Source organism: Desulfovibrio sp. MES5 (assembly GCF_002237645.1).
In the GTDB taxonomy this organism is placed as follows: Bacteria; Desulfobacterota; Desulfovibrionia; order Desulfovibrionales; family Desulfovibrionaceae; genus Desulfovibrio.
On the sequence record NZ_MJUZ01000032.1, the window covers coordinates 81,051 to 94,452 of the forward strand.

The 13,402-nt window shown below is 53.7% G+C and carries 9 protein-coding genes; 4 read left to right on the forward strand and 5 right to left on the reverse strand.

Annotation, left to right across the window (positions count from 1 at the left end; all coding sequences use genetic code 11):
* Positions 1–55: 55 nt before the first annotated feature.
* Both BCS36_RS09410 and BCS36_RS09415 read right to left on the reverse strand, forming a co-directional pair.
* Positions 56–1,687: a glutamate synthase-related protein gene (locus tag BCS36_RS09410; protein WP_291302636.1), complete on the reverse strand. Its 1,632-nt coding sequence runs from the start codon at positions 1,685–1,687 to the stop codon at positions 56–58.
* Positions 1,675–2,781, reverse strand: coding sequence for a glutamate synthase (locus tag BCS36_RS09415; protein ID WP_291302637.1), 1,107 nt, complete (start codon positions 2,779–2,781; stop codon positions 1,675–1,677). The genes BCS36_RS09410 and BCS36_RS09415 overlap by 13 nt, the downstream gene beginning before the upstream one ends.
* Positions 2,782–3,318: 537 nt before the next feature.
* Here BCS36_RS09415 and BCS36_RS09420 point away from each other — a divergent pair.
* Positions 3,319–3,987 (forward strand): B3/4 domain-containing protein, encoded by a 669-nt coding sequence (locus BCS36_RS09420; RefSeq protein ID WP_291302638.1) that lies wholly within the window; start codon positions 3,319–3,321, stop codon positions 3,985–3,987.
* Between the two features lie 112 nt (positions 3,988–4,099).
* On the opposite strand, the gene BCS36_RS09425 is transcribed toward BCS36_RS09420, so the two are convergent.
* Positions 4,100–6,205, reverse strand: a complete 2,106-nt coding sequence (locus tag BCS36_RS09425; RefSeq protein ID WP_291302639.1) for an HD domain-containing phosphohydrolase — start codon at positions 6,203–6,205, stop codon at positions 4,100–4,102.
* Positions 6,206–6,213: 8 nt separating this feature from the next.
* Positions 6,214–7,278 (reverse strand): transglutaminase-like cysteine peptidase, encoded by a 1,065-nt coding sequence (locus tag BCS36_RS09430; protein WP_291302640.1) that lies wholly within the window; start codon positions 7,276–7,278, stop codon positions 6,214–6,216.
* 256 nt (positions 7,279–7,534) lie between these two features.
* On the opposite strand from BCS36_RS09430, the gene BCS36_RS09435 reads away from it, so the two are divergent.
* Positions 7,535–8,908 carry an NAD(P)/FAD-dependent oxidoreductase gene (locus BCS36_RS09435; RefSeq protein ID WP_291302641.1) on the forward strand — a complete coding sequence of 458 codons (1,374 nt, stop codon included), beginning with the start codon at positions 7,535–7,537 and terminating at the stop codon, positions 8,906–8,908.
* A gap of 222 nt (positions 8,909–9,130) precedes the next feature.
* The gene (gene gdhA / locus BCS36_RS09440) at positions 9,131–10,480 is read left to right on the forward strand and encodes an NADP-specific glutamate dehydrogenase (protein ID WP_291302710.1); all 1,350 of its coding nucleotides are present in this window, start codon (positions 9,131–9,133) and stop codon (positions 10,478–10,480) included.
* A 205-nt stretch (positions 10,481–10,685) separates the two neighbouring features.
* Here gdhA and BCS36_RS09445 read toward each other — a convergent pair whose 3' ends face one another.
* Positions 10,686–12,113 carry a PLP-dependent aminotransferase family protein gene (locus tag BCS36_RS09445; RefSeq protein WP_291302642.1) on the reverse strand — a complete coding sequence of 476 codons (1,428 nt, stop codon included), beginning with the start codon at positions 12,111–12,113 and terminating at the stop codon, positions 10,686–10,688.
* A 169-nt stretch (positions 12,114–12,282) separates the two neighbouring features.
* On the opposite strand from BCS36_RS09445, the gene BCS36_RS09450 reads away from it, so the two are divergent.
* Positions 12,283–13,221, forward strand: coding sequence for a DMT family transporter (locus BCS36_RS09450; protein WP_291302643.1), 939 nt, complete (start codon positions 12,283–12,285; stop codon positions 13,219–13,221).
* Positions 13,222–13,402: the final 181 nt, after the last annotated feature.

A 13,402-nucleotide genomic window follows, 5' to 3' on the forward strand; every position in this document is an offset into this window, starting at 1 on the left:
CTCGTGATTTTGCAGTGTATTTACGCGCAACATACTGTCATCCTCGTGCAAAGTGCTAGCAGGCATACTGAATGCCCAGTTTGTCGGCCACGGCTCTGTCTGTGGCTACCAGCGCATCTGAACGTCCGACCGGCATGGAGCTGTTGCCCACCGGGGCCAACAGCTTGCGCAGCTCGGCGTCAAAGGCCAGCATGTAGTCCACAATGTTTTGCGCGCCCCTGTCCACGTCTAGGCGTTTGACCAGACGCGGATCCTGAGTGCAGATGCCCGTGGGACACTTGCCAGTATTGCAGGCGTTGCAACGCCCCTGCTCGTTGCCAACGCAGCCGAGCAGCTGAATGAGTATTTTGCCGATAATAACGCCATTGGCTCCGAGACAGATCATCTTGAAAGCGTCGGCTGCGGCGTTGCCAGAAAGGCCTATGCCACCGCCCGCCCACAAGGGAATCTGCCCTTGCAGCCCCTGGGCCACGGCTGCCTGGTAACAGTCGCGCAGCTTGGAAACGATGGGGTGTCCCGTATGCTCCAGCGATACCTCGTTGGCAGCGCCAGTGCCGCCCTGTATGCCGTCGATGAAAAAACCGCCGCAAATCTTGTAGGGATCGCGCAGCAGGTTGTTGTAAACGGAAACGGAAGTGGCCGAGGCGGCGCACTTTATGGCCACAGGCACACGAAAACCAAAAGCCGCATTGAGCGAAAGGTGCATTTTCTGCACCGACTCTTCGATGGAATACAGGCCCTGATGGTTCGGCGGCGAATGCAGGGTAGCCCTGGGTACGCCACGGATGGCCTGAATGTGCGGCGCAACCTTGGCTGCGGGCAGCAGGCCGCCGTCCCCCGGTTTGGCCCCCTGCCCTATCTTGATGAGCACGCCTGCCGGGTCTGTTTTCATGCGGGGCATGGCCCTGATAATGCGGTTCCAGCCAAAGTGGCCGGAGGCGATTTGCAGGATCATGTACTTTAGCTGTTCAGATTCTAGCAACCTGCTTGGCATGCCGCCTTCACCAGAACACATCCGCACGGGCATGCCGCATTTTTCGTTCAGGTAGGCCGTAGCAACGGCAATGGCTTCCCAGGCTCTGGTAGATAGCGCGCCGATGCTCATATCACTGAATATGGCCGGATACACCCAGTTTACCGTAGGCGTGCGGTCGGTAAGCACAAGGCTTGAGCCCTCGACGCGCAAGGGTAGCTCCTGCGCCAGCATGACGCGACCCAGGGGGGAGCGGATGTCAAAAGTGTGCCGTTCCGAATCCAGAGCGGGGTCTGTCATCTGGCTTATGCGGCCCACAACAATGGAATCAAGCGTGCGGGGCATGGCAAGATTGCTGCGCCCGCCCCGCTTGATGGGGCCATGGCCACGCGCCAGCAGGGGAAAGCGCTGGTCGATATTGCGCACAGGGCGAATCGCGCTGTTAGGGCATATTTTTTCGCACATGCCGCAACCAACGCAGGCATGCTCGATGCTGGGCTTTTGCGAAATGACGGGCCGGGCCATATGTTCTTGTGAAGGATCAGGAAAGGCCTTGCGCGAAAGCGTCACGCTGCGGCGCATCATGGTCACTTCAATGGCATTGAATGTACAGGCGGCCACGCAGGAACCGCACATGGTGCACATTTCCGGGCGGTAATCTATCTTCCAGCGCAGATCGTTAACGCTGACATCCTGAGTTCTTACTGATTCCATCTTTGCACCGCCAGATCGTTGTCAATGACCACCATTTCCCTTTCGTGCGGATAGATGTCTTCCGCCACATTTCTGTCGGGCATAATGGCATTGAGGCCACACACCTCTGAAGCAATCGCCACCATATCCTTGTCACGGCCAACCACCACAGGGCGCAGTTTTTTTGAGTCGCAGCAGGTCATCATTCTGCCGTCGGGCAGCAGAGCGATAATGGTGTTGGGCCCGTTGATCTCAAGATGGGCAAGAGACTCGCGGATGAGCCCCAGCACCTTGCTGTCGGCGCGCTGTTCGGCTTCCACAAAAGGCAGGGGCGTAATGACATGCTTGTAGTAGCGGATGGGCCACTCAAGCTCGTGCAGCACATAGTGCAAAGTGTAAAGAAAGTTCTGAGAGTCGGACTCAAAACCTATATAGCCTCTGTGCAAGGCTTTTTGAAATTCTTTGTTTTTGGTGAAAAAGGTGTTTTCGCCATTGGCGCAGAGGGTGTAGCCCTGAAGGAAGAAAGGATGGGCCGCATAACGCACAATGTCGTAGTTGGTGTTCTGTCTGCACTGCGTGACGATGTTTCGTGCGGTGAGACGGCCGTCATCATTCCAGAGGCGAAAGTAGGTGGCGATATCCGCTGGATCGCCGATTTCTTTCAGCGTCAGCACATCGGGCCAGAAGGAATACACAAAGCCGTTACCGTCTTTTTCAAGCAAGGCGCGCAATTCAAGGCGCGTGTCGAGCAAAAGGTCTTCGCGCTCTGCCTGACTACGGTAGCGGTAGATTTCAGGATAATCATAGTTGCGAAAGACGTAGCGCGGCATGGCTTCAATCTTCAGACCGGGCCTTTTGTCCACTTCCGGCACCCACTGGGCCACCTGCACAAAGCCTTTTTCTTCCATGAAATCGTTGGCAAGCTGCACACCCTGGGGAGTACAGGCCAAAGAAAGCAAGGGTTTATCCTTGTAGTGGCTGAACACGCCCTCAAGGTCCTGCATGACCATGGCGAAGCCGGAGTTATCGTGTCCTTCCTGTTGTGGCAACATAAGATTGAGCGCCACTGAGGGGGGCACTGGCGTCTTGCTCTTGATAGAGCCTATTCTGCACATATCTGTAACCTCGGTAAAAAGCGTCACGGAAAGACCGGTCCGCAATACGCGGCAACCGCAACACTGATGTACCCGCAATGGGGGAGGCGCCAATTGAAAGCTCGATTGGGCGCAAATGCGCAACCAATGAGCGGTGATCGAAATTTGGTTTATACAGCCTTGGGGAGGCCGGGCAATCCGGTGGATTGCCGAAACCGCGCTGGCGGGCAATTTCGGTCACTGTCACAGGGGGGAAAATGACCTTGCTACAAACGGCAATGATAAGCAAGAACTTACGGCGGGTAATTTTAAAAAATTCTTTTCACATTCAAACCGGCCCTGTACGCTTGGTGACACCATATTTTTGTGTGACCACAGGAGACAGCGGGCATCAGGGAAATCTCACTGATATGCGCAGGAACGCCGATGACACTGCTCTCGCGCTTTGCTCGGAAATGTCTTCTTGCTGAAGCGGCATAAAACAAGGATGATGCCCGACTTTTTCAGCATTCAAAAAATCACCAGGGTGGTAATGCCTTCAGGAAGCAAGAGGATCCCATGCAAATGCCAACTATCACTATTGACGAAAACTTCAAGAGCGCCTGGCCTGCGACGCATATGGGCTGCCTTTGCTACTCGGTTGACGTCTACCCCAAGAACCAAGATCTTTGGGATCTCTACGAAAACACCTTTGCCCCTTTGCTGGAGCAAAAACTTGCTGGCACAGCCTTGCCGGATATGCCCAACATCGCCATGGCACGCGCCGCCTATAAATCCTTTGGAGTCGATCCGGGTAGGCACAGGATTTCATCCGAAGCCCTGTACCGACGCGTGCGCCAGGGAAAAGCCCTATATCAGATTAATTCTTTGGTTGATGCCAACAACCTGGTGTCGCTTGAAACTGGCTTTTCTCTGGGGTCATACGATGCCGCACACATAGGGCAAAAAATTGTCTTACGTCTGGGACGACAGGGTGAAAGCTATGCCGGTATTGGCAAATCAGACATGACCCTGGAAAATATGCCTGTATTAGCCGACGACGCAGGCCCTTTTGGCAGTCCCACTAGCGATTCGACACGAGCAATGATTACTGGCGATACAAAGAAGGCGATTACGGTTATGTATTCTTTTTCAGGTCTGGAGGCACTGACAGAAAATCTTGATCTAGCAAAACACTATTTCAAATGTTACGCTTGTGTTGAGGAACCGTTCGTCACGATAATTTGATGTGATAATTGATATAGCTGACGTAGAATCTGCAAAAAAAGATGCGCCGGGAGCCTCCATAAAGGCTTCCGGCGCATCTTTACTTCATTGTATGAGACTTGCTTTGCCCGCGCTACACCACGTTGTGAACAGGATTTGAAGATGCGTCAGCTCCGGCGGAAATGGCTTTTTTCAAGCTGTCATTCGACAGAGCCGCCAGCTTTGCCACAACGTCCTGATCAAAGCCCGGATCGCGCTTGAGCAACGCGATAGCCTCCTGCGGATCCATGCCGGCCCGGTAGGAACGCGGGCTGACCATGGCGCAAAAAGCGTTGACTACCGCCAGAATGCGCGCGTTGGGCGTGATGTCGTCACCGCGCAACTTACGCGGCTGGCCGGTGCCGTCAAGCCGCTCTCCCATCTGGTAAACGGCATCGGGCACTGGCAGACCAAACTGCAAATCCTGCAGCACCCTGTAGGCGTATTCTGGCGCCCGCATGACTTCACTCTGCTCTTCAGGAGTAAGCTTGCCCGTCTTGGTCAGCAGTTGATGCGGCACAAAGATCTTGCCTACCTGAGAAAGCCGGGCCGCGAGGCGCAGTGTTTCTTTATTTTCATTGGAAAGATCCATGATTGAGAACAGAAGGTCCACAACCTGCTCCATTTTCTGCGAATGCCCTATAAGGTTCACATCCACGCTTTCAATGGCGCGTACCAATGCGGCAGTACTGCTGGCCTGACGCTCACGGGCAGCCTCTGCCCTACGCCGGAACTCCGTGATATCCTGAAAAATGCCCACACATCCGCCTGAAACAGGTGATTCCATCTGCAACCGGTCTTCAAAGGGAAAAAGCGTCACCCGGTACAAACGGGTTCCCTGCGGCTGATCAAGCGACACCTCTATACTGCCTTCAGTCTTTTTCGCCGCCACCGTGTTCATGCCTTCAAGCAAGGTTGCGGAGGCTGCAGACGGCAGCAAGTCAGCAACACCGCAGCCAGCGAGATCTTCTTCAGTCTTTCCGACGATGGTGTTAAATGCAGGGTTGCACATCTGTACCTGCCCTTGGCTGTTGACCAGCAGCAATCCCGCCTGAAGTGAGGCATTTACGCTGTCGAGCATAAGCTTTTGCTGACGTATAAGGAGGTAGAGGCGCATAAAATGATTGGCAGTTGTGCGATAGTTACGCCCCGCTATGCTGGCCCACACAAAGGCAACCAGCAGGGCTGTTCCCAGACTGCCAAGAATGCCGAGGCCATAAATCTGATGGGCCTGATTCTTCAGTACCGCGTCAACTTCACTGGCGGGAACTTCCAGTACGACCCACCAGTCAAGCCCGCTGATATAGCTGCCCAGGGAATACACGTCGCCCTGCTCCCCAATACCCGGCCTGCGCTTGAACGTGAAGTTGCTTTTATCCAGCTGTACCTCTGTCGGGAGCAGTTCTGCCTTGCCGCCACGCAGGCTGATGACCTGTGCGGTGCTGCCTTCGCTCTGCACAATGCAAGGCCGGATTTCCCGATGCTGCTCCTGACTCAGCGACAGAAAGGACGCCAGTGCCCTGTCCACGGGAATTGTGGCCAGCAGTGCCGCAACAGGCTTGGTGCTGCCCTGCCCCAGGACTTCGTAGAGCGGATCGGCCATGTCGATGACAAGATTCTGCCCAAGAACGCGCACCGGACCGAAAGACAGCGCTTTGTCGGCCACCGCCTCGCGCACCAGTTCCGTCTGCATTTCCGTTAAGGGAGCATCATGATCCTGCACAATCAGGGGCTGACCATTGGGCATGACAATACGGGCTGCTGTCCATTGTCTGCTGCGGACAAAATCGCGCAAAAGGTCCTGCATATAGGGGAGTTGCTCGGCCAGCGAGCGCAGGGCCTCTTCACTGCTTGATTCCGCATCGGGAGCCGACAGTCGTATGGCGCCGTCATGCCCAAGGTTTGAAACATCGACAGCAAAAAGTCGAAACATTTCAGCCGAGCTGATAAAACGCGACTGTTCTGCGAGACCATTGTGCCATGAATGGATGGCTTCAAGAGACTTGTCCATCCAAACCTGTTCCATATCACGCTGATTATTCAGGATTTCTTGCGTGACATTTCTGATCTGAAGCGTGCAAAACACATACGCCACGGCGGCGGCCACTACAAAAAGCGCCAGACTGACCGCCACAATTACGGCTTTTTTCAGGCGGTACTTGCTGGCCACACTTTGGGCGTCCATTTCCTGCGTCATCATATTGTTACCTACCTTACTTTGCGACCTTTAAGGTGCGCCCAGCGGCCCACTTCGTTCACCGAATACTGTGGACTATATTGCCTGATCCGGCTGTGAGACAAAACGGCATTACTGAGATTGTCAAGTATATAGGCGTCACCGTCCATGTACACAGCCAGAACGGCGTGCGCCAGGTTTCGCACGGTATCGCGAACGACCACGATGCGCATGTTTTCGTAGGGGATGCCCAGCTCTTTAAGCGTAAAATACTTGACTATAGCGTAGTCTTCACAATCGCCGGATTTTTTTAGAAATTCTGCCGGTATGGCCCAATAATCCTCAACGCCCCAGTTTACGATGTCTTCCTTGTAGGGCCAGGTATTCCAGAATGTGTTGACATAGCGCAGAAGCTCCATGGGGCTTTTCCCCTGCGCTTTTTCCTTAAAACTGTCCCAGGTGACATTTTTTTTAAAATATTTGCCAGGAATGAAAATGGGGTCTTTTGCGTTGCGTTTAAGCAGGTTAAGCCAGTTTGGCAAGGAAGACAGGGGCCTTTTAAACTCCACGGTACCAAAAAGCTGCACCTTGGCGCCGGACGTGCCGGGTTTTACGCTTGCAGGTTCTGCAGTCGGCTTTGACGCATCCGGGGCGGGTGTGGACTCCTCGTCCTTAACGTCTGATGCAGCATCCGAAGGAGCATCTTTATTCGCATCTGCGAGAGAAGTATTGCTTTCATCCTGCGCGGCAGCAACCGCGTCATCCGATGATGCATCTTCCTCAATCGGCGGCGTAGGGTTTTCTTTTTTTGTCTGAACAGTCCGTTGGCTAGAGGGACGCGGCGTAACCCGCCTGTCGGGGGCGTACTGTGGTGAGGGCTCTAGCTGGTCAACCCTGTCATAAGTTGTTGTTATGGGGCGATCTGGAGCATAATCGTCGCCAACAAGTCCACCGGCAACAATCACTGTGCCCGCACGTGGCTCTGCATTGGCAGCCACAGGAGTGAAGTGCCGCCAGGCAAATGCCGCCAGCAAAAACACCACTGCCACAGACAGGGTCGTTATCAGGGAAATACGCAGTCGACGGTTATTTTTCATGTAGGGGGGTTACGGTGGGGTTGCGAGAAAGTGTCGGCTCTTTTTCGTAAACTATATTGTACAGGTTGTTGCGTCCAGATGCAAAAACAGCATCCGCCGTTGAAACTCGGCGCTTGTTTCCCCTTTTTGGCTCATACGGCGACATCTTTGCATTGGACCTTTACCCTGCCGATGGTATAGATTTTTACGGCTGCACATGGTTGCGGGTCAAATTGACTGTAAGCCTGGACAACAGAAAGCATGGCGGAGAAAAAACATGAGCAAGTTTGATGTAGTCATTATTGGCGGCGGACCTGGCGGGGTAAAAGCTGCCCGCGTTCTGGCCGATGGCGGCGCAAGCGTCGCCGTTGTTGAAAGCGCCCACTGGGGCGGCGTGTGCCTGAACTGCGGCTGCATACCCACAAAGATGCTGCTGGGCGCCACCGCCCCCAAAGGTCTGCTGCGTGGTCTTGAACGCCAACGTGTGGCCAAAGGCTCCATTGATATAGATTATGACGCATTGCAAAAGCGTATTCAGCGTTTTACCCGAGGCTCCGCCCAAACGCTGGCCAAGGGGCTTGAGCAGGCCGGAGTCGTTTTATTCAATGGCCGTGGCCGCTGCGCTGGCTCGCACCTTGTGGAAATTCTTGACGCAGAGGGCGCTGTCAGCACCACCCTTGAGGCCCGTCATATCATTCTGGCCACGGGTTCGCGCTCGGCGGCTTTTTCTGGGCTTACCCCCGATCATGAATCCGTGCTGGACAGTACGGACATGCTTGCCATCCCCACGGTGCCCGAAAGCCTTATTGTCGTTGGCGCAGGAGCCATTGGCCTGGAAATGGCCGATTTTTTCAACGCCATGGGCAGCAAGGTAACCATAGTGGAAGCAGCCCCACACATTGCCCCCACAGAAGACAATGATATTGCTGCCGAGATGCAAAAACTTCTCGCTAAAACGGGCATTACCTGCATCTGCGGAGTCAAGGCCGCATCGCTGCTCACCCGCGACGGTCAGGCGGTGCTTACCCTTGAAGATGGAAGCGAGCTGCGGGCTGAAAAAGCCCTTGTGGCTGTGGGCCGGACGCCCAATACAGACAGTCTTTGCGCTGAAAAAGCCGGATGCACATTAAATCCACGCGGTTTTGTGAGTGTTAACGAATATCTGATGGCCGCTCCCGCCGTATACGCCATCGGCGATGTTAACGGACAAACCCTGCTGGCCCATGCAGCTGAACATCAGGGAGGCTACGTAGCACGGCACATTCTTGAAAAAGACCCCGATCCCTATGCATCCGGCCCTGTGCCCTCATGCGTTTACGGCAGCCTTGAGATCATGCGGGTCGGCATGAATGAACGCCAGGCTCTGACGGAAGGCGGCGAAGTTACGGTTTCCCGCGCCCAGCTGATGTCCAATGCCATCGCCCAGGCAGGCGGAGATGCCTGCGGATTTGTTAAAATCATATGGAGTAACGGCTCTATTGCGGGAATCGCCGCATTGGGGCACGGCGTTTCCCATCTTGTGACGGTGGCCCAGCTGTTGCTGCTCGGCCAGTATTGTGAAGAACGCCTGCACTCCTTCATGTTTGCGCATCCAACTCTGGATGAAATTTTACACTCGGCCCTGGAGGCTCCTCGCCAGGCAATTGGCTGATGCTTCGCGTGTGAATCATTTCAGCGGCGTTTCGATTTTATGTTGCGGGTTTGTCCTTAAAAATCGTTACGCCGCTGACGTGTTTTTTCTGGTTACGTGAATTTTGGATGCCCAAAAGCCTTGTCAGACGTAGTTAAGTTGGAGTAACTATTTTTCCCGCCAAAAAATCAGAGTGGTTTTTTATAGCGTAATCCTGACCCATCCCCCACAAGGAGAACGATGATGTCCTACGTGCAGCGCGTAATAAGCAATCTTCAGGACAGATATGCCTACGAGCCCGTATTTCTTCAAGCTGTACAAGAAGTGCTGCACAGTTTGCAGCCCGTATTGGACAAAAATCCTCAATATGAGCGCAATAAAATCCTTGAGCGCCTAGTTGAGCCGGAACGCACCGTTTCTTTTCGTGTGCAGTGGGTCGATGACAACGGTCAGGTACAGGTTAATAAAGGCTTCCGCATCCAATACAACTCTGCCATTGGCCCCTACAAGGGCGGCCTGCGTTTTCACCCCAGCGTGAACCAGGGAATTCTGAAATTTTTGGGATTTGAGCAGATTTTCAAAAACTCCCTCACTGGCCTTGCCATTGGCGGCGCTAAAGGCGGCGCGGATTTTGACCCCAAGGGCAAATCTGAAATGGAAGTCATGCGTTTCTGCCAGGCTTTCATGAGTGAGCTGTACCATCATATTGGCGCTACCGTTGACGTGCCCGCTGGCGACATTGGCGTGGGCGGTCGCGAAGTGAGCTATCTTTACGGCCAATACAAGCGCCTTACGCACAGCTACGAAGGTGTGCTTACGGGCAAAAACCTGCTTTTTGGCGGATCATTGGTGCGTACCGAAGCTACGGGCTACGGGGCGGTTTACTTTGCGCAGAGCATGCTCGACGCCAGGGGAAAAAGCCTTGAAGACAGAACATGCGTGGTTTCCGGCGCTGGCAACGTGGCCATCTATTGCTGCGAAAAGCTGTATCAGGTCGGCGCCAAGCCTGTCACCGTGTCCGACTCACGCGGGATGATTCATGACCCTGAAGGCATCAAGGTAGACGTGCTCAAGCAGGTCAAAGAAGTTGAGCGCGCGTCCTTGAGCCGCTACGCGGAAATCGTCCCCTCCGCCGTGTACACCCCGGTGAGCAGCTATCCTGAAGGGCGTAATGCCGTATGGTCAGTACCCTGCTTTGCTGCCTTCCCCTGCGCGACGCAGAACGAACTGAACCTTGAAGACGCCAAGACGCTGCTTGCCAATGGCTGCCAGTGTGTGGCTGAAGGCGCAAACATGCCTTCCACTCTGGATGCCATGCACGCCTTCCTTGACGCGGGCATTTGTTACGGCCCCGCCAAGGCGGCCAATGCGGGCGGCGTTGCCACCAGCCAGCTTGAAATGGCCCAGAATGCCAGTATGCAAAGCTGGTCCTTTGACGCTGTGGACAACAAGCTCCGCCAGATCATGAATAATATCTACATGAGCGCCGCTGATACGGCAGCAGAATTCGGCGTGCCCGGCAACCTCGTTGTTGGCGCGAACATCGCTGGTTTCTGTAAGGTGGCAGACGCCATGGTGGCCCAGGGCGTATAACAAACCCCAGCGCACGGATTATTAAAAGCCGGAGGCCCCACAAGGGCTTCCGGCTTTTTGCATGAACCCTGTAGCAGAGCAATACCGCTTTGAAATGCTTTGCGGGGGAGCAATGGCTGCGTCTTCCAGGCATCACAGCATCTCAAAATCTACCTGTTTGAGTCTCTGCAAAGTGTTGCTGACACGCTGATGAGGGCCAACAGCCTTAAAGGCATAGCGTTTTCTTGATAACTTCAATGCCTCGTGAAATTTCTTCATGCGTCAGGTGTGAATAGCCCAGAATTATCTCGTGGGCATGGCTGCCGTCACCTCTCAGGGAATAGCGCTCCACCGGATACACCTTCACACCCTTGCCATAAAGCGTTTCCGTCACCTCCTCAGTAAACACAATGCCTGAAAAGCTCGCCACAAGATGAAGACCAGTCGCCTGCCCTCTAACTGTTGCCGCCCCGCCAAAATTTTTCGTCAGGCACTGCAGCAGGTGACTTCTTTTACGAGCGTAGATCTTCTTCATTTTCCAGATATGCCGCTCAAGGCCGCCCTTACGGATGAATTCCGCAAGGGCATGCTGCGAAAGAGCATCGGTATGCACATCCATATACCTTTTTTCTCTTCTCCAGTCGTCCATCATGCTCTCTGGTATGAGGGCAAACCCGAGACGTAAGGCGGGGGCAAGAATTTTGCTGAAAGAACCCAGGTAGATCACCATTTCAGGGTCAAGTTCATATAGCGCACTTGTGGGTGCGCCCTCATAGCGAAACTCACTGTCGTAATCGTCTTCAACCACGGCGCAGGACATTTCGCGGGCAAAACGCACAAGAGCCTGACGCCGTTGAATGGGCAAGATAGCGCCCAGGGGGTACTGATGGGATGGCGTCGTATATACAAAAGCCACGTCTGGCCTGGGCGCTGCAAAAAATTTCTGTAAGGCCGACACGTCCATGCCCTGCTCGTCCACGCCAATACCCTGCATGCGCAACCCAGCGCGAGTCACAACCGCCGCCATTCCTGTATGCGCGGGGTCTTCCACAAAAACGACATCGCCCTTTTTGCGCAGCAACCGGGCAACAAGGCTCAATCCCTGAGTTGAACCTGAGGTTATCATTACACGGTGCGGGGATACCCTGATTCCCCGCATCCTGAAAAGATATGCCGCTATGGCCTCACGCAAGCCCCATACGCCTTCCGCTTCGCAATACCGAAAAGAAGATGAAGGCAATGATTCGCTGACATGAGCGTAAATTTTTGCCCATTCCTTTTTGGGAAATGCCTCCAGATCCGGGATGCCTGAACGAAAACTGATAATTTCGCTGTTTTGCCCTTTGCTCGTGTGCCCCTCGTCATGATGAAGCCGGGCTGGAGCTGTAACGGCAGGTGTGTGCGACATGGCGATAATGCCCTGCGCAACCGTTGTGCCTGATCCCTGGCGGGTCTCCAGATAGCCTTCTGCAATCAACTGATCATAGGCCTCCAAAACAGTGCTCCGTGCAAGGTTCAGGTCTTTGCCAAGCGCCCGGCTGGACGGCAGCTTTTCCCTTTCTCGCAACTCCCCAGAAAGAATAAAATATTTAATTTTTTCGTATAGCTGGCGTGATACGGGCACCCCGCTTTTTTTGTCCGGCGTGAACCACATATGTTCTCCTGAAAAAGTGGTCTGGTAATATTCATTAAAAAGTGGCTCTGTTAAATACCATTTTTCATAAATATATGCAGATCAGGTCGAGAGCAAGAAGCCTCGCCGCAGTGGTAAAAATCGCCCATTATCAACCAGAATGGCAATCAACCGACGATGTCAGGTGAATATGAACAGACAGATGAAAGCCTACTGCTACCTTGCTATGGCAATGGCCATTGCGGGCAGCGCGGTTGTGGCCGGCAAGATAATCGTTTCGGACATCCCCATTTTTTTGGGCGCAGAACTGGGCATTGCCTTCAGCCTTCCATTTCTGCTTTTTCCAGCACTGCGTCGGCATAAAACTACGTGGCCCTCAGACCGCAAAACACACATAATCCTCTTTGCCCAAGGGCTTTGCGGCGTTGTGCTTTACCGCGTTTTCATGTTTTGGGGATTGAAGCACACGTCGGCCACGGCGGCGGGTCTGATTGGCAGCACGGCCCCTGTGCTTATAGCTTTTTTGGCGGTACTGCTGTTACGCGAAAAGTTGCCCGGTTCCCGGCTTGCTGGCGCGGCTTGTGTTTCCATAGGCATCACTGCCATGAATATCATGCCATTTCTTGAAAATTCTGCTGAGGCCGGGGCCACACTGCTCGGGAACTGTCTTGTTCTGGCGGCGATTTTGTGTGAATCCCTGTTTTCAGTGATGAGCAAATCCCTGTGCCAGCCTATATCCGCACTGGTTCGCACAACCCTGGTTTCACTGTACGCATTCGCCTGCCTTTTGCCCTTGGCGCTGTATGACGCGGTCGGCTATGATTTTGCGCGCATGAACACGCCAGCCGTAGTATGCCTGGCATACTACGGCTTCTTTGTTTCTTTTCTTTCCTATGTGTTCTGGTTCAAGGGAGTAGCTGAAGTGCCTGCGGGGGTGGCAGGATCATTTACCGGATTTGTGCCCTTAAGCAGTGTATTTTTTTCCTGGCTTGTTTTGCACGAACACATAGACTTTGTTCATTGGATTGGCCTTCTCTTTGTTCTGACAGGAATATTCTTTTCCTGTGCCTCTGACACACTGTTGGGAGAAAGAATATCGCCCATAAAAACTATCACAAAAAACACATGACAAAAGCGCAACGCGCTGGTAAATGCCGGATAGCGTAAAAAATAGTGCCTATCCTGGATTAAAAGGCGAAACAAAACACTATACAGGCTAAGTAAAATTATTGTTGCAGTCATGATCATTGCCTTGAGGGCGCAGAAAACCAGAAACCACCCGCAACGTGCAGGTGGTTTCTGGTTTAATA